The organism is Gracilibacillus timonensis, assembly GCF_900086715.1.
Classification (GTDB): domain Bacteria; phylum Bacillota; class Bacilli; order Bacillales; family Amphibacillaceae; genus Gracilibacillus; species Gracilibacillus timonensis.
Window position 1 is genome coordinate 416351 of the sequence record NZ_FLKH01000010.1, and the last position, 20979, is coordinate 437329.

Consider the following 20979-nt stretch of genomic DNA (forward strand, 5'->3'; position numbering starts at 1 on the left):
GCAGTTTTTTTATTTGAAATAATTGTTGGCATAGCTTGTCCCCTATCTAGCATATGTATAGGATAACAAGTAGTAGAAAGGAGACTATTCTATGCCAAAACCAAGGCAGCTTTCCTCTCATCAACTAATTCGCTATGTCGTCGGCTACGTATTTATTGCTTCCGCTATTATGAAGCTCGTCATCGCAGACTTTGTCGGTACATTCGCCAATATGGGGGTGCCCTATCCAGAAATGACCGTATGGCTGGTAGGAATTACGGAATTATTATGCGGCGGATTAATCATTGCCAATTATTATGTAAAAAAAGCCACTATTCCGTTGTTCGTCATTATTATTGCTGCGATTATACTTACCAAGATACCAACTCTTTCGTCAGGCTTATTTCATTTTTTATTTGAAGCAAGGTTAGATATCGTAATGTTTATCCTGCTCTATATTTTATGGAAGCAAGAGCATTAGCATCTCTCGAAAACGTTGACTGCATGAGAAGGGGCATGGTTTCTCTTGCCCCTTGTTTATCATCTTGTACACGTCTGTCGTCTGTTGGGTAATGAATCTTATCTTTTTTACTTCCGGTTGAATGTTGTCAAGCCGTATATTCACATAAATGAATTAGTTTTGCGGTCCATTTGCGGTCCATTTGCGGCCCATTGTGATAATCATTGTTGTTATTTACTAACATAATGACTACTTCTTGAATGACCTTTTAATTCAATCAATTCTTCATCTCTCAATCGTTGTAACACTCGTTTACTGGTAGTCCGAGAGAAACCACATAACCTCTCTACATCCCCCCTAGTAATTTTCTTGTTTTTTGCTAAATAATCCAAAATCATCTGTTTTGCTTGGATTTCATCAAATTCTTTATCCTTGGTATATTGAATAGTCTCACCAATATTTTCATATACTCTATGAGTAAACATGTATCTATTTCTTGCTGAACGTTGAAGTACATTTTTCTTCTGAACAAGTTTATTCAATACGTTTGATACGGACGACACCGGAATTTGGGCTACCTCTGCAGCTTTTTTTACTGTGATAGTCTTTTCTAATTTAATTTGTTTTAATATACAAATTTCTGATACTGAAAATTCACCATTAGACTCTTGTTCATTTTTTATAAAACTCAAAAAATCAGCATCTTCCAAGTTGCTTCTGAGAGTAAGACTAACTGCATCACTATGAAGATTATATTCAGGTGCGGACTTCCCTGATGACAGCATATCCTTAAATATAATATCTACCCCTTGACCAGAACGTTGCACATATTTTAATTTTTGCAAAGTCTCCGCAATCAACTTATTTCTTGGAGAAGAAGGATGAGTGATTATATTTGTGTTATCCACTCCTGCGGGGAAAGATCCAGGATTTTCTATTATAATTTCTGTTGGATAAAACTTCATAAAAATGGATGAACTGTTTTCATAATCTCGATGCGAAATAGCATTCAGTAATGCTTCTTGAACAACATTGATAGGGTATTCTTGCACTTCTAATTTAAATAAACCCATTTGAATATTTTGAATACCATTTCTATCTTCAAAAAACTGTTGAATTCTTTCTACCGCTTGAACAATGGGTATCTTCAACTCTAAACGTTTATTATATTCAATTTCGCCATCTTTATATGTCAGAAGAATTATTTCAGATTGGGGCATATATTTAGCGATAGCCTCTTTTTTTCCTACAAACAGTAGCCCAGCAACAGTTAATTTTATTTCATTGTCAACATATTCTAACAGTTGTAGATCTTTTAAAAAGCTGATATTATCTGCTTGATATAAAGTCGATTCACTATCCCTAGATTGAATCATTCGTTTTAAACGCCCTACCTCTATAAAATCAATATCATTTTCTGTAGTTGTTACAATTATTTTCGCTGAGTAATCTCCATCAAATCCTTTTATTTTATTTGAGGCATATTCGGATGGATAAAGTGGTTTAGTGTTCTTACCCAACCTTTTATAAACCACTCCTTTTGATGTCGCTACTATATCTGAAGATTTTTCAATAGTTAATTGTAAAATACACTTCCCATTTATATTCTTTATTTCGATGTCAGTAAATAAGTTCGGTATAGTTTTATCATATATATTTTCAATTATTTTCTGATCATCAAAATTTGCACAACCAGTAATTTCGCCATTATCTTCAACACCAATAAATATTAGCTTATTATTGCACAAAATCTCATCTATGATATATCCCATTATTCACAAGCATGAATAGGATTATTCCTTATATTAGGTCATTTGATACAGATTTTGTCCAATGACAGCGTTTGCGGATGAACATTTCATATATTTTAGTTTTTTATCTCTATTTATAATAAAGATTGTAGTGTAGCGAAAGGAAAACCCTCTATCTTGCCTAGAAACAAGAGTAAGAAAAAAACAAGGGGCAACCTGTTAAGTGTTATTATTATAGCTACTTTTATTCTTCTCTGTTATACAACTGCTGAGATAGATTTTGACGTGCATTTCCATCATATTAAACCTGTTATAATAAAAATAAAAGGAGGGATGATACACTTGAAAACAATAATAAACATGTACGACCACCTACATTGGGCTAACCAAATCATGCTCGAAACATTGCAGAACACGGAAACAGAAAATTCCCGAGCCATCCGATTATTTTCTCATATTCTTTTTGCAGAAACCGTATGGCTGACCAGGATGCAGGAACAAGATAGTTCATCATTGCCTATCTGGCAGGAAACGACCATCGCAGACTGCAAAAAAATGGCAAGCAGAAATCAAGCAGGCTTTACCGCGTTTCTCGATAGATTAAATGAAACCGATTTAGATCGAATAATAACCTATAAAAATAGTAAAGAGGCAGCATTTCAAAACTCGATTCGAGATATTCTAACACATGTAGCACTCCACGGCCATTATCATCGAGGACAAATAAATGCAGACCTCCGTACCAATCATCACGAACCTGTTAGTATTGATTTTATTACCTTTGTCCGATAATTATTTCATAATAAAACACCTTTTCTACCTGAACAATAGGTTAAAAAGGTGTTTTGTTTTATTTTATTTTCATTTAGAGTCAGCGCTTCTCACTCATTTCCAACTACTGCATGATTACTCCTCCTTGACCGTTTTTTTCGCTGCGGCAATCAACGCACGAATCTCCTCACGCTCTCCCTTATGCAGAGCGTCTACGATTTTACTGCCGACGACCACGCCATCGCAATGCTCGGTAAGTGAGGTTACATGCTTTGGCGTAGACACACCAAATCCAGCTAATACAGGGGCATTGCTCTGTTTACGTAATCTCGCCAAATGCTCGCCTAAGTTTTCTTGAAAAGCACTGCGCACTCCCGTTGTGCCCGTTACGGTGACTGCATATAAGAAGCCTTCGGTGCGTTGAGCGATTTCCACAAGGCGCTCCTCGGTACTGGTTAAGGCAGCCAAACGAATCAAGGCAATCGCATTCTTCTGTAAGGCAGGGACGATCATGCCTTCCTCTTCCAATGGTAAATCAGGAATAATCAAGCCATCCACGCCAGCGTCTGCACAAGTCGCAGCGAATGCTTCCACCCCATAGGCATGAATCGGATTGATATAGGTCATCAACACAATTGGTAGTTGCCGCGTTTCTTTTGTTTCCTGTAATTTCTCTAACACGGCGCTTAACGAAACACCTTGCTTCAACGCCCGTAAACCTGCTTCCTGAATCGTTGGACCATCCGCAACGGGATCAGAGAAGGCAATTCCTAATTCAACGGCCGTCGCTCCCGCTTCCTCAAGAAAAGCCAATTGCTCATTCAGCTGATCTAAACCGCCATCACCCGCCATTATATATGGCACAAAGGCCTTGTCGCCTCGCTCCAATACTTCCGCAAATGCCTGATCTAGTTTTTGTTTACCCATTTGCTTCACCACCTAACGCCTCACGGACGGTTTCTACATCTTTATCACCACGACCCGATAGACAAATCACCATCACTTCATCTTCTTTCATCTCTTTTGCCAGCTTCGTTGCATAGGCAATCGCATGGGCGCTCTCTAATGCCGGGATAATACCTTCTGTTTTCGATAGTTCCTGTAATCCTTCCAATGCCTCCGCATCGGTTATATCAACATAGTTCACCCGACCCTGGTCACGCAAATAGCTATGTTCTGGCCCAACTCCTGGATAGTCCAAACCAGCTGAAATCGAATGTGCCTCTTGAATCTGGCCATTATCATCCTGCAGCAAATAGGTCATCGTACCGTGCAGGACACCTTTGCTTCCATAGTTTAATGTGACGGCATGCTTATCCGTATCCACACCCTCACCGCCAGCTTCTACACCATAGAGCTTTACCGTTTCATCTTCTACAAATGGATAAAACATCCCCATCGAATTACTGCCACCGCCGATACAAGCAACCACAGCATCCGGCAAGCAACCTTCTTTTTCCTGCAATTGTTGTTTTGTCTCTGACCCAATCATGCTTTGGAAGTCGCGAACAATCTGTGGAAATGGATGCGGACCTACGACCGAACCAATAATATAGTGAGTATCCTCGACATGGCTTACCCAGTAACGTAACGCCTCATTCACCGCGTCTTTTAACGTGCCGCTTCCTTGTTCAACACTCTCTACCTTGGCCCCTAGAAGCTCCATTCGGAAAACATTCAATTTTTGCCGGCGTACATCCTCTTTACCCATAAAAATCACACACTCTAAACCAAGCAAGGCACAGACCGTTGCCGTCGCTACACCATGCTGTCCAGCACCCGTCTCAGCTACAACCTTCTTTTTTCCCATTCGTAATGTTAACAAGGCTTGGCCCAGCGCATTATTAATCTTATGTGCGCCAGTATGGTTTAAATCTTCCCGCTTCAAATAGATCTTCGGGCCACCCAGTTTTTTCGAAAATCGTTCGGCATAGTAAAGCGGTGTCTCCCTGCCGACGTATTCCTCTAGGTAATGTTGAAATTCCTCGTTAAATGCTGGATCATCTTTTGCCTCATGATAAGCCTTCTCCAGTTCTAATACTGCGGGCATTAATGTTTCTGGTACAAACCTGCCCCCGTATTCTCCATAATGACCGGTTTGATTTGGTACGTTATATGCCACGATTGTCATCTCCTTTCCTTACCGCCTGTATAAATGCCTTGATCTTTGTAAGATCCTTTGTTCCATCTGCCTCCACACCACTGGATACGTCCACTCCAGCCGGCTGCACTTCCTTTATCGCCTCGGATACATTATCTGCACGCAAACCGCCAGCTAATAAAATCTTTTTCTCCAAAAAATCATACGACGTTGTTAAAGACCAGTCAAAGACTTGACCACTTCCGCCACGATAACGGCCAGCTGGGCTATCTAATAAATAATAGGCACAATCATAATCGGCTAGCCGCTCTAAATCTTGCTGGTTATGCACTTCAAATGCCTTGATCACAGGATAGTTCAATCTTTCGCAAAAGGCAGGAGTTTCGTCGCCGTGTAGCTGAATATAATCTAAACCTACTGTCTCAGCAATGTCATGTATTGTTGCGATGTCCTCATTAACAAAGACACCAACCTTTTTGACATGATCCGGGATGGCTGTTGCCAGTTCTGCCGCTTCCGATTTAGTCACACGCCGCTTACTATCGGCAAACACAAATCCAATAAAATCAGCGCCTGCTTCTACTGCTGTCTGCACAGCTGCTTGATTTCGCAGTCCACATATTTTGACTTGAGTCATCACTCATTCTCCTAACGGTATTCTTAATGATTGAAAGGTTTCCTTTAAATCGCCAGAACGCATCATCGTTTCGCCGACCAGGATCGCCTTAGCACCTGCCTTTTTCACTCTTTCGACATCTGCGGTCGTTCTCATTCCGCTTTCGCTGATCAAAAGCACTTTTTCCGTGTCAATCTCGGCGGCCAATTGCTCCGTAACAGCAAGATCAACCTCAAATGTCTTTAGGTTACGATTATTCACGCCGATAATTCGAGCTCCCAGCCGCTTGGCTACTTGTAATTCTTCCTGATTATGCACTTCAAATAAAATCTCTAAACCTTTATTCGCTGCATAAGCATACAATTCCGCCAGCCGTTCTTCTGATAAGGCCGCTGCAATCAACAAAATCAAGTTAGCTCCACCATCATACGCACGGTCTATTTGAATCTCATCGATAATAAAGTCCTTATTTAATACGGGTACATGAACAACTTCTCGCACATCCTGCATATCGCGAATGGACCCTTGAAAAAAAGGCGTATCGGTTAATACGGAAATGGCTCCTGCTCCGCAATCCTCATATAGACGTCCTTGCTCGGCTGGATCCACGCCATCATTAATTAGGCCTTTAGATGGCGAAGCCCGCTTCATCTCAGCAATAATACTCATTCGATCCGACTGCATAAAAGTATCGAATAAGGAAACATTCACTCGTTTGCCTTGAATAGTACCTGGCTTATAATCCTGCTTTAATACATCCACTTCTTTTCTCTTTTCCGTTAAAATCTTATCTAAGATCGTCATACTATACCCCTTGCTTTAGTTTATTGCTGATCGTAATAAGGTTTTCCAGTTTGGCCAATGCGGCTCCTGAATCAATCGACTCCCGTGCTAATTCTATCCCTTGTTTCACCGTTTCTGCTGTTCCATTGGCAAAAATACCCAATCCTGCATTTAATAAAACCGTATCACGATGCGGACCTTTCTTTCCTTCTAATACCTGACGTAATATCACGGCATTATCTTTCGCATCGCCACCTTTGATCAAGTCATTATCAATCACTGGCAATCCAGTCTCTTCGGGATGAAGGGTGAATTTTTCAATCTGACCATGGTTTAATAATACCAAATGATTTTCTCCAGCTAAAGAGGCTTCATCCATATGTCCGGCACCATTCACGACTAAGGCACGCCTGCGTCCTAATTTCCCTAACACTCTTGCCATCGTCTCTAATGATTCACGATGATAAGTACCCATCAATTGAGAGGTTAACTTAACGGGATTAGTCAATGGCCCTATCACGTTAAAAATGGTTGGAACACCTAACTCTCTTCTCACTGTCATCGCCCGCTTCATAGCTGGATGTACATTAGGAGCAAATAAAAAAGCGATACCATTCTCTTTTAAGATCTCATAGGTTTCTGGTCGTGTAAACTCTAACGGCACTCCGAGGTATTCTAAGACATCGGCACTGCCTGTTTTACTGGAAATACTGCGATTTCCATGCTTGGCAACGGTAATTCCTGCACCTGCGATCACAAAGGCGGAGGTCGTACTGACATTAAAGCTTTGTGAACCGTCCCCTCCGGTACCGCAGTTATCCATCGCCTCGTCCAATTCATCCGGAAGTGCCAGAGGTGATATTTCTAACAACACATTGACAAGACCAGTAATTTCATCAGCGGTTTCCCCTTTGGCCTTTAATGCCGTTAAAAACGCTCCGATCGTTATATCATTTGTATCCTCAGCAAAAATAAATCTCGCTGCTTCTTCCATTTCTTTCAGTGACAAATCTTCTTTTTCCAACACCTTTTTCAAATATGCCTTCATGCCTTTTGCTCCTTTCTAATCGCCTCAAAGAAATTGTTCAATATTTTCTTGCCTTTGCCTGTACCGATAGATTCAGGGTGGAATTGCAACCCATAAACGGGTAAATAGGTATGTTTGATGGCCATAATCTCCCTGTCATCCATGGCCGTTGCCGTTATGACTAATTCATTAGGCAGCGTCGCTTGATCGATTACTAGTGAATGGTAGCGCATGACCTCTAACGGCTGTTCCAGGTAATTAAAGATTTCATCATTCTGGTGCCGGATCATCGATGTCTTACCATGCTTAATCTGTCCTGCATGGATAATGTCCGCTCCGTAAGCCGCCCCAATAGCTTGGTGTCCTAAGCAAATACCTAAGATCGGGAACCTGTTGGCAAGCTGCCTTACCACCTCGATACAAATACCGGCCTGTTCCGGTGTTCCTGGTCCCGGCGAAAGAATAATAGCTTCCGGGTTCATTGTCACCATATCGTCGATCGTGATTTTATCGTTACGCACTACTTCAACCTGTTTTCCCAGTTCCGTAATATATTGATACAAGTTATAGGTAAAGGAATCATAATTATCGATTAATAATATCATTTCTGGGTCACCTCCAATAAGGATTTGGCTTTGTTAAGTGTTTCCTGGTATTCTAGTGCGGGATCGGAATCATATACAATCCCTGCTCCTGCTTGCACATATGCTTGTTGTCCTTTAATCATCATCGTGCGGATGGCCAATGCCAAGTCCAAATCCCCATTCATATTGATGTAACCAACGGCTCCAGCATAAGTGCCGCGCTTCTTATTCTCTAAATCATTGATAATCTGCATTGCCCTAATCTTCGGTGCGCCAGAGACAGTTCCAGCGGGTAACGCCGATATTAAGGCGTCTAACCCTGTATAAGCTGGGGTTAGCTGCCCATGGACCTCTGAAACGATGTGCATGACATGCTGAAAACGTTCGACTTCCATATACTTAGGAATCGTAATCGATCCCGTTTCACACACACGCCCCAAGTCATTCCGGCTTAGATCAACTAACATTTTATGTTCGGCCAATTCCTTATCGTCCGCCAATAAATCAAGGGCTAATTGCTGATCTTCTTCCACCGTTTGCCCCCGCGGTCTTGTTCCAGCAATAGGGTTGGTCACTACTTGAGTACCCGTTGTCTTGATCAAGCTCTCTGGAGAAGCTCCCAACACAATATAATCATCAAAATCAATAAAATACATATAAGGAGATGGATTAGCTACCCTTAATTTGCGATAGAAAACAAATGGATCTGCCGTAAAACTTGCCTTCATTCGTTGAGACAACACCACCTGAAAAATATCTCCATCTTTAATATGCTGTTTCGCTTCTTCCACCATCCCCATAAATTTTTCTTTAGAGATGGAAGTATTGAAGCTAATGGCTAAATCTTCATCAGGCATATAACTCTCTGGTGTTAAAATATCTTCCTGAAGCTTTTCTAATTGCTGCTCTAGCTGTTGATTCTCCCTAGTTCCATCTAGGTTCACGGTCATTAATGTCAACTGTTGTTTCATATGATCGAAGACAATCACATCTTGATAAAACATCATGTGTACATCCGGCATATGGATCTCGTCGTCCAACAGCTCGCCAATGTCTTCATATTGTCGAATGGTGTCATAGCCAATATAGCCAATCGCTCCGCTGTAAAAGGCATATGGTAAGGGCAGTTCCTCTTTCGGGATATGCGCCTTGACAACCTCCAGTGGTTTCTCCTGCACCTTCTCCTCTGTGCCAGTCGTATGATTCTTCACAACGGTTTCAGCTGCTGCACCAATAATTTCTTTGTATGGATTCAAGCCAAGAAACGAATATCGTCCTTTATCACTATGACTACCAGAAGACTCTAATAAAAATTTTTTCTTCCCTTTCAGTCGATGAAAAATGGTGATTGGTGTGATCGTATCACCATTTAATGTAACACTCTTATATGAGATCATTGCTGTCACTCCTCTATCATTTTTTCATTAAAAAAACCGTCCTTATACATACCGATTGCAGTATGCATAAGGACGGTTTCTCACCGTGGTGCCACCTATATTGAAGGCAAAAAAGCTACCTTCCACTCATGATCCGTTAACGAGGATGAATCGTTGCCTTGTACTCTGATTTCTAAGGCACTCTCAAAGGTCCATTCCAACATTCATGTATGCCAGGTTCCCAGCCACCCCGGCTCTCTTTGATACAGTGGATTGCTGTACTCTTCCTTCTCACTGATTTTATTTATAATGCTAGTTCAAAAAGTTCGATAAAAAGGACCAAGAAGTTCAAGGCGGCGCAGCTCAGAGGAACGGATCGTATGCCTTTCATACGTGAGTACCGGAAGAGCAAGCCAACGCAGAAATTCGATGCGTCATTTTTATTGGATTTTTGAACATCCTCTTGTATACAAAAAGGGTCTCCCCATCCGCAAAGGACGAGGAAACCCGTGGTACCACCTTTATTAGCTGCCAAAAAGCAACTCACTTATCATGTCTATGCAACATGTTCCCTTTATAACGAGTGGGATTCTCGCCAAAGCCTACTAGAAAATCGTTCGGTTTGGTAGCTCAAAAGTCCATTCACTTATCCCATACGCTGATTCACACCAACCATCAGCTCTCTTATTGTATGAGGAATCAAGCTACTACTCTTCGTCTGCGCCATTGATTTAGAATGTTGTTACTATCATAGTACGGTCGTCAGCATTTGTCAATCATTTTTGATCAAAATGGTCAGAAAATTTGGATAGTTTGATGCTGATTAGGGGATGGGAATATTCGGGTAGTTGAGCAAACACTTGATTCAGTAACCGCTTTAAAAAGACTTTCATGCACCCCTCCTAAAACTTCTATTTGTAACAAACCAACATAACTATTCTTCTGTTGCTTCTACTTGCTTACTTTAAAGGATTGCCTCACCGATATTCTCTTCTCCTTTGATAAATTATAACTATGTTACTTTAAACAAAGGAGCCTACACGCTCTAGCTTGGTTACCATTGTATATTATTATATTCATCCAATTTCTATCAATTAGGTAATTTTATCAGTTTTTATATTTTTTGTTATATTGTTAATTTATTTACAAACATTTATTTGATAAAGTAAAGCTTTATTAAGTGGAAATTGATAGGGTGTAAGAAAGAGAAGAGAAGCTGTATAGTAGGTAATGATCTAATCAACGAGCGCGATGTTTTAAATCATTTAGGAGAGCTAGAATTATTAAATCAGTCAAATCAAGTTTCCTTAGTTCAAAAGAAAAGAGTTCCTTCCAATACCTTCAATATGGTTTCTATATCCTAATAATTGGTTCCTTCTCGTATTAGGATATCCCATTATATTACGTAAATCTTTAGTCTTAATTGAAGGATTAGTCAGCAAAATATCTTTCATTTTTGTTATTTCTTCTATATCATAGTTTGATTTATAAACGATAAAAGAGGAGAGGTAGTCACCTATATTTATTTCTTTTAATTCTTCACTACCCGTCCATTCAAATAATTTAATTTGCTTTTGGAAGCGATAAATATTGGCTTTTTCTATAAGAACTCTATAAATTAAATCGCTTTTTATAATAGTTGAATTCGTATTATCCATATAACTTTTTTCGATGAGAAATACTACTATCCCCATAAAGGTATCAATTATTTGTAATGGAATTGATTTTTTTGAATCAAGTGTAATTGATTTCATTACACGATAGTTTTTATTTCTATAGGCAGCATGTGCATTCATTTGCTCAACTAATTTTTCATTTAGATTAAGTTTTTCATACTCTTCATTATTGTCGATTTTTAATTTTACAGAAACTAGTTTGTCGTCTTTTGTTAAATCAGATAAATCTCTTGTTAAGCCATAAAATAGCCGTTCAGGTATTTTAATATAGAACAAATTTCTCAATTCTTCTGTGTTTAAACCCAATCTAGCTGCTGAAGATAACGCATCTTCATTATTTACGATTAGAATATTTATTCTAAGCTCACTTGTTATAACGGCATTTAAAGTTTTAAAATACTTTTTTATGTTTGTATCTTTTGTATATTTTGTAAAATGAAGCTCACTTTTTGAATGATTGTCTATATATATTTTTCTTATTATTTTCACTATCTCTGCTAAAGATTTATCTGAAGCACCATAAGCGCCGTAATATGAAAACCTTTCATTAAATTGGTCTATTTTGTTTGACTCGTCGAAATAAATTAGATAGTTCATTTTAACCTCCTTGTTTGCTAAATTATAATATTGACTTTCAATGAATAATAGTGTAATCTAAAGGTAATCTAGTGTTATTCCTTTGCTACCATTTCAGGCAGAGTTGTAACACAAGTGCACGTTGAATAGCTTTACCCCGCTACCGATTATTGCAGGGTTGAGCTATTTTTATTTTAATAGGACATTTTTATCAAGAACCGGAACTTGCTTCTAGTTCTTTTTAATTATATCAAACTACTGAATCTTTCACAAAACTTTGTTCATTTAATGGTCTTTTAAGGTTGGCACAAATTCACTGATTTTCACGGCTGGTAGATTTGATTTATGAGTATAACTTGTGGATAGATGTCATATGTACTGACCGTAGAGGACTGGATTGCTAACTAGTTGTAAAATTCTTCACAAAAGGAGTTTTAGCTTGTTGGTATAACATGCAAGAAAAACCGGCCTCCATGCCACAACCCGGTCCTCGTTTTGCACGTCTCGGTTCATATAGGGTCTGTTTGCTGTCCATACAACGATAGGATCACCAACAACTGACGATATGGGCTTGCACAAAGATGACAGTTCACCGAGTGGAGTTACATGCTGAAGATCCATTTAATGAAGTTCAGCAGATTTCCAATCGCCTTGCAAAGGGTCTTGCGTCTGGGATTCTGTTACCTTGCATTTACAAATGAAACAAGCGAGGTGAAACTCATTAAGAAGTGGAGTATCTACCAAATCATTAGTATCTTCGTCTTGGCCTTATTTTTTATTTTTATAGAAATCAAAGGTCATGATCTTTTTTCTGCCTTTATATCATCCAGCCAAAGCGGCGCTATACAATTAAGTATCTCGCTGTTTATTTTGGTGATTTTAGGATTTAATTATCTCATCGTTTATTTCCAAATCCAGAAGCATGAAGATTTCTTTCAGCATCGTTTTTGGAAAAAAGTCCCGGTTATTTTTACGATAACTGAAGTATTACTTATATGCCTGTTTATCTTTTTAGGCATTACCGGAGAGCTTCAGATCGGCGCTGAACAGAATGGATGGTTGATTTTTCTTTTTGCATCCTTGTTGATATCAGGTTTATATTGGATACTCGTATCATTCCTGTCGAAATCGAATAGCTCCGCAAAATCGGTTGTAACGCTGAGCTTTTTAGCTACGTTTGCGCTTATCTTTCTTTCCATTTTTTTGATTTAATAAGATAGGTGAAATCTCTTGCAGTGGAGATTTCACCATGGCACTTCAAAACTCAACAATCTCCTCGTCTATTTTCTCTCCTAAATGTCTTCCGGGCTGGTCAACACAGATCATGATTTGATCGCCCACTTCTAAAGATAGGATCTGCTTCTCCTCCTGATTAGGTCCTAATACATGGACACTATCTGCTTCCTGTAATGTAGCGGATATCTCCGTTTCTCCTATCTTAGTAACCACCCTTAGTAATGGACGTTTTTCGATCTTGATTCTTCCAATGGCTAGAGAGCGCGTCTCTCCTTTCTCGTTAATCAGTGAAAGTCGATTTCCTGGCTGCAATTCCGCCAGATAAGCCGACTGCTCTCCTTCTTTGATCAAATAATGATGAATAGCTCCAACATTAATACGAAAAGGTCTTGCCGGGTAGGTATCCGTTGTGCGATTCTCTGCTAACACGACCAAGTAACCATGACCTGTGTTGCCGACTAACAGCCCTTCTGTTGGTGCTAACTGATCGACAAAATCCAGACAGACGCGTGCCCCTTCGCCAATGCTTTCTATTTGCACCACTTCCGCTTCTTGTAATGAATGACCCATGAAGTCTCCCCCTCTTTTTTTTTGAAATATTTCCACAAAATTTCTATAGTTTTTATGCTCTCTATGATATACAATATAGTTTGGATTGACAAATGGAGGGATGGCTCATGAGAAAATTATTGATTGTGTTATTTCTTCTATTAATCACTGGCTTCAGCGTGTTGGGTTTCTCGATGGAAAGCCAGACCATCAATAATGACTCGGTCGAATTGGAGCAAGAGGAATAGAGGATATAGCAGAAAAAAGGTGATAGATCTTGACCTTTGTTAAAAATAAAGAAGCTGGCTCTCTCATGGAACCAGCTTCTTCGTTTCTATCTTTATTAACGCTTTAAATCAACCAAACTATCTACCTTTACAGCCTGCCCTGTTGCCAATGACTGATTCCCTGCAATTCCCGTCAAGATAGAGATAGCACCATCCACATGAGAAGCAGCACGATGGAAGGCATCTTCTTTTGGATCGCCAAATAGATCATGTAATAATTCTGGATCACCGCCGCCGTGACCTCCTGCTTTTTCTTCAATTTCTACTTCATAAGGCTCACCAAACATCGGAATAACACGGAGTGACTTTTGTTTTAATTTACCCTCGTCACTTTTTTCACCGCCTGAGTTAATATAAGACTGTTCTCCAACAGATAGTTCAATGCGCCCTTTTGTTCCGTTAAAGGCAATTTGGAATCCTTCCCATGGCAGATAAGCATTTAAGGAATAGGTTAGAATTGCTTTGTTTTTATAGGTCACGTTGACACCAAGGGTATCTTCTATATTAATACCATCACCAAAGACACTTTGATCGCGATGGTAACCATCTTCATGCTCTGCATCCAGATACATCCCTCTTAAATGCGGATTGCTTTCCATATCAATCGCAAATGGATCTTCTTTCGCCACCTCACTGCCATAAGCTCGTTCATAAAACTTGGTCACACCACGCTCTTCAGCATTTTCCTTTCCATAGAAACGCAGACCGCCTGTCGCATAGACTATATCAGGCTCGGTATCCAGCCAAAAATTAACCAGATCAAAATGATGGGTTGATTTATGCACAAGCAGGCCGCCGCTATTACGTTTATCACGATGCCACCTGCGGAAATAATCCGCGCCATGTTGCGTATCCAGCGCCCATTCAAAATGGACAGAATTTACCCTGCCGATCACCTGATCACGTATTAATTCACGTACTTTTGTGTTATGTGGAGCATAACGATAGTTAAAGGTAACTCGCACCTGCTGACCAGTACGCTCTACCGCATCAATAATTGCTTGTGTTTTCTCCGCATCGACGGTCATTGGTTTTTCGGTAATGACATCACACCCTAGCTCCAATGCCTTGATAATATAACGATGATGCGTACGGTCCATGGAGGTAACAATCACAATATCCGGCTGCTCCTCCTTGATCATCTCCTCAAATCGCGAAGCTAAATAAGTACGGACTTTCGCTGCTCCATAAGATGCTTCCAACAAATGATTGGCATAGTCCATCCGCGTCTGATTCACATCACAAAAAGCCATTAGCTCACAAGTTTGCTGAAAATCTCGAACCATCGACCCATAAAAAAATTCCGCACGTCCACCTGTCCCTACCAGTACATACTTTTTCTTCACTTTTTGCACCTCTCATTTTTTGTAATCGCTTAAATAACAACGTTGTTATTTTAGTTTAAAGGACATCACAAAAAATAGCAAGTGCTTTTTTATCTTTAAAAATTCAAGAAATAGTTATCGATACTTTAGCTGGAGGGATTGTTTTAATCTCTCTCAATTAATTATCAAACATCTATTATCGTGCTTAACCTGTACTTTTCGCCCATAAAATAACTGCTTATTATTCTAAAATAAGTTTATATTATCTTAATTTTGGGAATTTACATAATACATAAACAGTGAATCATTGATTATTTACAGCTGTGGGATTTGCGTCAAAAATAAAAACTCCCTCACATGGCGGTGTGAGAGAGTTAAGTAATAAATGTGGTTATTAATCTAAAATAGTAACTTCTACAGAGCGAACGCCCCAGCTGTATGCCTCATCTTTTGTTGGCACATGCACATCAATTTTGTTTCCATTGATCGCACCGCCAGTATCGCCTGCAATTGCTTCACCGTAACCTTCTACATGTACTCTAGAACCTAATGGAATCACGTTCGGATCTACTGCAATCACCTTTTCGTTTGGATTGGCATTCAAGTCAATACCTGTTGCAGTAATTCCAGAACATCCATCACATTGTCCAGTATAGGCAGTAGCCGTTACGTTGATAGTTTCTCCACTTTGCTGAGAAGAATCGGATTCTGTTGATGGTGTTTCGGCCGTTTGTTCTTCAGCAGGAGCACTAGTTGGTTCCGCTGTAACTTCTTCTTCCTTAGGTTGTTCTTGCTCAACTGGTTCTTGCTGAGGTTCTTCTTGTTGAGGTTCCTCTGCAGTTTCTTGTTGAGGTTGTTCTTGCTTCGGTTCAGTGGAAGGAGCTGCTTCCTTGTTAGACTCTTCAATCGTTAATTCTTGTCCAATTTGGATAATATGTGAGTCAAGGTTGTTCCAATCTTTGAGGTCTTTTACTTTTACCCCATGTTCTTTAGCAATCTCACCTAGGGTTTCTCCTTTTTCTACCACATGTATTTCTTCTTTATCTATCTGTAAGATTTGGTTTGGATGAATGATGGTTGAATCTAGTTGATTAAGATCCTTCAATTCCGCAACTGATGTGTTATTTTCATCAGCAATGGACCACAAGTTATCACCTTGTTCCACCTCATATTCTGCTGCAGAGATTGGTAAAGCAATACAAAAACTAGTTGCTACAACGCCCATTGACATTAAAACTTTTTTCATCAATGTTGCCTCCTTTCATGTTGACAAGCCCCAATATAACACACAAAAATAGCTCTGTGGTTACACTGAGATTAAGAGTTTGTAACAAAGATTACGATGTTACAAAAGCTTGTCACACTCGTCATTATTGGGCAACATTGCTAGATTTTATACATGGTTTCGCAATATTTTTTTCATTTTATGTTATTTTTGCAAGCTGACTGGCTTTTTATTTGGCTGCAAAGGACATATCCTAAATTTACAAAAACTTAACCTGTGCTTAACTACTGCTTTGCAATCCTTTGCTATACTATAGTTGTTCCAAGTTATCATGCTTTACATTTTCCTCGCAAAACAGTGTCCCTTTTTGACCAACAGTTTTAGAAGGCTGTGGGTCTTTTTTTGTTCAAGTTAATCGTTTTTCACATTTCTTTATCATTGGCGGGTCCTCTTTACTTTTTAAAATGATTATCCACTAGAGGCTTACCGTCTTGATCAACCATAACAGTCAATCCAGCCCCATAGCCTTCTTGATGCAGCATATACAAAACACCTGTCTCATTATCACGAATAACCTTAGTAACCTTCTATTTTCCTTGAGTATAAACTTCTTCAAAACGATTATCTGACATTATTACACTCCTCATTTGTTTTTTTGATTCAAGTTTCACACAACTAGTTGCACTCACTTATCTGCCACTTTTTCACATTGTTTCATTGTCTAAAAATCAAAATAATTGATATGATTATAAACAGAAAAGATTAAACTGGTTTTCTATTGTGTATGTTTCCTAGTTTCTTTCTGAAAAGATAACCTACTAAAAGGCCAACACCAGCGACGATCCCATAAAGAACAAAGTAAACAAGGGCCGATTCATTCCAAATGGTATAACAAGACAATAAGTATAGAAGCGCTATGATAAGCAAATTCACCCAATCAAAACCATACTTGTAAGTGATGTAACAAACACCAAAAAAGACAGCAATGGAATTAAGTAGAAATAAATCAATGATAGCAAGTGCTAATCCATCCTCTACTTGCTCCATCATAAAGTAAGGGACAATGAGAAAAGTCAGCAGGTAAATCAATACAGGTAGCCAATATTTACGTAAGAGATCCATATTCATGCTCCTTCCTAATGTTAACTAAGAATGATTTTATGAACGCCATTTAACCTCTTACGTTCACACCTGACTAATTATCTTGTCTATATATTCATTGTAATACGTGGAATACAGTAAAACAATGCACAAAATGAATGCCTTTTCTATTCATTACAATCGTTATTGCACCTAGAAGTTTACATAGAGAACGCTTGCTAATCATGGTATACTATCTACATAATACCTATTTTTTAATTAGGAGGTACCATACGTGAGACAAGTCAAATACTACATGTCCATTGCCCTATTTTTATTTATTCTAACTGGATGCACAAGTCAAGCTGCCGAAACAACAGAAACTGATATAAAAAAGCTTCTGAATCAATATCTCGAAGCGCTGGAGGAGAATGACACGGAAGTATTACTTCAATCTAGCAGAGATGTCAGATTTCCCAATAAAGAAGATCAAAGAGAGGCCTATGATACCATGAGTCAAGATATAACAGACACAAACATAGTAAACATACAGCAAGTAAAGGCTCAGGAATATGAAGCAACGGTAAAAATAGAAGAAGATGGAAAATCAATAGAGACAACATTCCCTATTCGCCGTGCAGATAACGAATGGAACATCATTGTGGGGCAAGATTATTAATTAAAAAAAGCTCAGCTTATGCAAAACCCCCCCTTTCACATTAAAAAAGGGGGTTAAGCATCTTACTTACTCCACTACCGTAATCCTATCTTTTGCCGCAAATCTTGGAGTCGGAATTGGGGATTTGGCTGGGTAGCCAACCTGAATCTGGCCTACGACTCTCTCGTTCTCTGTCAAACCAATCAATTCCGCCGTTTCTGCACAGGTCGCCAATTTACCCGTTTTCCAAAAAGTACTTAACCCTTCCTCCCATGCCAACAGACTGAAGTTTTGAATCAGACAGCTGCTAGCAGCGTAGTCTTCTTCTCTTAATTTCGCATCGGTGTGCAGGGTGTTAATCACAAAAAAGAGGAACGGTACGCGGTTTATTTTGTCAAAGGCATTATCGCTGATCACTTGTAAATCTTCTTTGTTATCGGTGTTACTTTTGGCCATTGCCACTTCCCGGTTGATCTCCGCCAGCTTTCGTTTGGCTTCTCCTTGCACAAATACGAATCGCCACGGTTCGGTCAATTTATGATTGGGTACCCAAATCGCCGTTTCCAATAATTCTTCTACTAATGCTGCCGATACTTCCTTATCTTGATAAGCCGATATGGAGCGGCGTTCTCTGATGGTTTGTTTTAACGTCATAGCAACCACTCTCCCTTAACTGATAATCATTTTCAACTATTATTATCTTATGTTATTTCCTCTCTGCAAGTCAAGTATGGAACTAGAAAAAGCCTCACTCTATCTCCAAACACTTTGACCGCTTCTTAATTTTTTCAAAAAAAGGGTTGCGCTCTGTTAAAAAATGCTGTAACATACTTACAAATGTTACTGAAAATTAAATATCTTTCTTATCCAGAGAGGTGGAGGGACTGGCCCTTTGATACCTCAGCAACCGTCTATTACAGACAAGGTGCTACTTCCAGCAAGCAATGAATGCTTGAAAGATGAGATGCTATGGCAGAATCAAATCCCCGTCTTTTAAGCAGACGGGGATTTTTTTATATTTTTTGAAAAGAGGTGAAGCAAAATATGACAACCATTTTGGAAAAACTGAAAAATCAACTAGTAGTAGCGGATGGAGCAATGGGAACCTTACTGTATGCGCATGGAGGCAACCGCTGTTTTGAATCATACAATACTACGCACCCTGAACAAATCCTAAGTGTACACCGATCCTATATCGAGGCCGGCGCAGAGCTTATTCAAACCAATACATATGGCGCTAACTATATTAAACTATCGCGTTATGGCTTGGAAAATGATGTGCATGAATTGAACACCAAGGCAGTACAGCTTGCCAAACAAGCGGCAGGGAATCAGGCAAATGTGGTTGGCACGATTGGTGGAATCAGAGGAGTACAGAAATTGGACACCTCCGAGTCGGATATTATTCGTGGTTTTAAAGAGCAGCTCTTTTCCCTTCTTTTAGAGGGTGTCGATGGCATACTGCTGGAAACCTATTACGACTTTGAGGAAATAAAACAGGTGTTACAGATTGCCAGAAAAGAAACCGATCTACCGATTATCGCCAATGTATCCATGCATGAGCCAGGAGTAATGGAAAATGGTATGGCTCTGTCAACGGCATTACAAACATTAGAAGATATCGGTGCCGATGTCGTCGGTGTGAATTGCCATTTGGGACCACACTTTATGATCAAGGCATTAGAATCGGTACCGCTTCTGGAGAAAGCCTATTTGGCTGCTTATCCGAACGCTAGTCTGCCATCCTATCAAAATGGCAAACTAGTTTACAATCAGTTTAGTAACTACTTTGAACAGTGCGCTAAAGATTTCCGTGACCAAGGAGTGCATTTGATCGGGGGCTGCTGTGGTACTACTCCTGAACATATTCGCGCCTTAAAGAATGGCGTCACTGGACTGAAACCGATAGAAAGCAAGGAGGTCATTCCGCTCCATTTCCCAGCTGAAAAGCAAACAGAATCTCCACCACCAGAAGAAACACTAGCAGGGAAAGCAGCTAAACAGACAACCGTGATTGTGGAGCTCGATGCACCAAAACATTTGGATACGGAAGATTTTATCAAAGGAGCATTTGCCTTAGAAAAAGCGGGAGTAGACGCAATTACACTGGCAGACAATTCTCTCGCCACACCACGCATCAGTAATGTAGCTATGGCAATCAAGATGAAGCAAGCAGGCTGCAAGGTTACACCGCTTATTCACTTGACTTGTCGAGATCGCAATCTGATTGGTTTACAATCTCACTTAATGGGTTTACACACACTCGGATTACATGAAATCCTAGCGATTACAGGCGATCCTACTCGCATTGGCGGGTTCCCTGGGGCTTCTTCGGTGTTTGATGTCACATCCTTTGAGCTGACCCGCTTAATCAAACAAAGCAATGAAGGATTATCCTTCTCCGGCAGTTCTTTAAAAACAAAAAGCCATTTCCAAGTGGCAGCTGCCTTTAATCCGAATGTTGCTAATCTGGATAAGGCCGTTAAACGAATGGAGCGAAAAATAAAGCATGGTGCCGATTATTTTCTTACCCAGCCCATCTTTAATCATGAACAAATCATCGCTCTCCACCGGGCAACCAAACATATTGACAAACCGATTTTTGTCGGGGTTATGCCACTTACCTCTCATCGCAATGCCGAATTTCTGCATTATGAGGTACCAGGGATGAAACTTTCTGATGAGGTAAGAGCTAGAATGCAGCAGCACGATAACCGCACCGACAGTCTGCAAGAAGGTGTTGAAATTGCCAAAGAATTGATCGACACCGTACTAAGCTATTTTCATGGCGTCTATATCATTACCCCGTTTATGCACTATCCATTAACCGTTGAGTTAACTAAGTATGTGCATAAGCAAGTCAATCAAAAACAAGAAGAGAGCATCCGTTAAAAAAACTAATCAAATAAAGGAGTTTTT

At 39.7% G+C, this 20979-nt stretch carries 20 protein-coding genes, 1 riboswitch and 2 other annotated features; of the genes, 5 read left to right on the top strand and 15 right to left on the bottom strand.

Features of this window, described 5'->3' with window-relative positions; genetic code table 11:
- Window positions 1-91: 91 nt before the first annotated feature.
- On the top strand, window positions 92-460 hold the full coding sequence (locus BN6556_RS05915) for a DoxX family protein (RefSeq protein ID WP_066188321.1): 369 nt from the start codon (window positions 92-94) through the stop codon (window positions 458-460).
- A 209-nt stretch (window positions 461-669) separates the two neighbouring features.
- On the opposite strand, the gene BN6556_RS05920 is transcribed toward BN6556_RS05915, so the two are convergent.
- Window positions 670-2211: an ATP-binding protein gene (locus BN6556_RS05920; RefSeq protein WP_066188322.1), complete on the bottom strand. Its 1542-nt coding sequence runs from the start codon at window positions 2209-2211 to the stop codon at window positions 670-672.
- 312 nt (window positions 2212-2523) lie between these two features.
- Between BN6556_RS05920 and BN6556_RS05925 the strand changes: the two genes are divergently transcribed.
- Complete coding sequence (locus BN6556_RS05925; protein ID WP_235817459.1) at window positions 2524-2982, top strand: DinB family protein; 459 nt, start codon at window positions 2524-2526, stop codon at window positions 2980-2982.
- Between the two features lie 114 nt (window positions 2983-3096).
- On the opposite strand, the gene trpA is transcribed toward BN6556_RS05925, so the two are convergent.
- The 8 genes from trpA to BN6556_RS05965 all read right to left on the bottom strand — a co-directional run bounded on the left by trpA (window position 3097) and on the right by BN6556_RS05965 (window position 11721).
- Window positions 3097-3888, bottom strand: coding sequence for a tryptophan synthase subunit alpha (gene trpA, locus BN6556_RS05930; RefSeq protein ID WP_066188325.1), 792 nt, complete (start codon window positions 3886-3888; stop codon window positions 3097-3099).
- On the bottom strand, window positions 3881-5092 hold the full coding sequence (gene trpB, locus BN6556_RS05935) for a tryptophan synthase subunit beta (RefSeq protein ID WP_078059943.1): 1212 nt from the start codon (window positions 5090-5092) through the stop codon (window positions 3881-3883). Before trpB ends, trpA begins: the two co-directional genes overlap by 8 nt.
- On the bottom strand, window positions 5073-5699 hold the full coding sequence (locus BN6556_RS22455) for a phosphoribosylanthranilate isomerase (protein WP_066188330.1): 627 nt from the start codon (window positions 5697-5699) through the stop codon (window positions 5073-5075). Before BN6556_RS22455 ends, trpB begins: the two co-directional genes overlap by 20 nt.
- Window positions 5700-5702: 3 nt before the next feature.
- On the bottom strand, window positions 5703-6482 hold the full coding sequence (gene trpC, locus BN6556_RS22460) for an indole-3-glycerol phosphate synthase TrpC (RefSeq protein ID WP_066188331.1): 780 nt from the start codon (window positions 6480-6482) through the stop codon (window positions 5703-5705).
- 1 nt (window position 6483) lies between these two features.
- Complete coding sequence (gene trpD, locus BN6556_RS05950; RefSeq protein ID WP_066188334.1) at window positions 6484-7509, bottom strand: anthranilate phosphoribosyltransferase; 1026 nt, start codon at window positions 7507-7509, stop codon at window positions 6484-6486.
- On the bottom strand, window positions 7506-8093 hold the full coding sequence (locus BN6556_RS05955) for an anthranilate synthase component II (protein WP_066188336.1): 588 nt from the start codon (window positions 8091-8093) through the stop codon (window positions 7506-7508). The genes trpD and BN6556_RS05955 overlap by 4 nt, the downstream gene beginning before the upstream one ends.
- Complete coding sequence (gene trpE, locus BN6556_RS05960) at window positions 8090-9469, bottom strand: anthranilate synthase component I (protein ID WP_066188338.1); 1380 nt, start codon at window positions 9467-9469, stop codon at window positions 8090-8092. The genes BN6556_RS05955 and trpE overlap by 4 nt, the downstream gene beginning before the upstream one ends.
- 65 nt (window positions 9470-9534) lie before the next feature.
- Window positions 9535-9752, bottom strand: a binding site (T-box leader).
- A gap of 186 nt (window positions 9753-9938) precedes the next feature.
- Window positions 9939-10178, bottom strand: a binding site (T-box leader).
- A 577-nt stretch (window positions 10179-10755) separates the two neighbouring features.
- Entirely contained in the window at window positions 10756-11721 is a 966-nt protein-coding gene (locus tag BN6556_RS05965) for a DUF3800 domain-containing protein (protein ID WP_066188340.1), read from the bottom strand.
- Window positions 11722-12306: 585 nt separating this feature from the next.
- Between BN6556_RS05965 and BN6556_RS05970 the strand changes: the two genes are divergently transcribed.
- Complete coding sequence (locus BN6556_RS05970; protein WP_066188342.1) at window positions 12307-12912, top strand: hypothetical protein; 606 nt, start codon at window positions 12307-12309, stop codon at window positions 12910-12912.
- A 45-nt stretch (window positions 12913-12957) separates the two neighbouring features.
- Here BN6556_RS05970 and BN6556_RS05975 read toward each other — a convergent pair whose 3' ends face one another.
- From BN6556_RS05975 to BN6556_RS05995, 5 genes are all read right to left on the bottom strand, one after another.
- Window positions 12958-13608 carry a 3-dehydroquinate synthase II gene (locus BN6556_RS05975; RefSeq protein WP_316245314.1) on the bottom strand — a complete coding sequence of 217 codons (651 nt, stop codon included), beginning with the start codon at window positions 13606-13608 and terminating at the stop codon, window positions 12958-12960.
- A gap of 220 nt (window positions 13609-13828) precedes the next feature.
- A complete protein-coding gene (locus tag BN6556_RS05980; protein ID WP_066188347.1) occupies window positions 13829-15118 on the bottom strand; it encodes a Gfo/Idh/MocA family oxidoreductase in 1290 nt (429 codons plus the stop codon).
- Window positions 15119-15491: 373 nt separating this feature from the next.
- The gene (locus BN6556_RS05985; protein WP_066188349.1) at window positions 15492-16343 is read right to left on the bottom strand and encodes a 3D domain-containing protein; all 852 of its coding nucleotides are present in this window, start codon (window positions 16341-16343) and stop codon (window positions 15492-15494) included.
- A gap of 431 nt (window positions 16344-16774) precedes the next feature.
- Window positions 16775-16894, bottom strand: coding sequence for a DUF6440 family protein (locus BN6556_RS22465; protein WP_262361283.1), 120 nt, complete (start codon window positions 16892-16894; stop codon window positions 16775-16777).
- Window positions 16895-17084: 190 nt separating this feature from the next.
- Entirely contained in the window at window positions 17085-17444 is a 360-nt protein-coding gene (locus tag BN6556_RS05995) for a hypothetical protein (RefSeq protein ID WP_066188350.1), read from the bottom strand.
- A gap of 253 nt (window positions 17445-17697) precedes the next feature.
- On the opposite strand from BN6556_RS05995, the gene BN6556_RS06000 reads away from it, so the two are divergent.
- Window positions 17698-18081, top strand: a complete 384-nt coding sequence (locus tag BN6556_RS06000) for a hypothetical protein (RefSeq protein WP_066188351.1) — start codon at window positions 17698-17700, stop codon at window positions 18079-18081.
- A 66-nt stretch (window positions 18082-18147) separates the two neighbouring features.
- On the opposite strand, the gene BN6556_RS06005 is transcribed toward BN6556_RS06000, so the two are convergent.
- Window positions 18148-18714 carry a nitroreductase family protein gene (locus BN6556_RS06005; RefSeq protein WP_066188353.1) on the bottom strand — a complete coding sequence of 189 codons (567 nt, stop codon included), beginning with the start codon at window positions 18712-18714 and terminating at the stop codon, window positions 18148-18150.
- 206 nt (window positions 18715-18920) lie between these two features.
- A riboswitch (SAM riboswitch) is annotated at window positions 18921-19026 on the top strand.
- A 78-nt stretch (window positions 19027-19104) separates the two neighbouring features.
- Here BN6556_RS06005 and BN6556_RS06010 point away from each other — a divergent pair.
- Complete coding sequence (locus tag BN6556_RS06010; RefSeq protein WP_066188355.1) at window positions 19105-20952, top strand: bifunctional homocysteine S-methyltransferase/methylenetetrahydrofolate reductase; 1848 nt, start codon at window positions 19105-19107, stop codon at window positions 20950-20952.
- Window positions 20953-20979 lie beyond the last annotated feature (27 nt).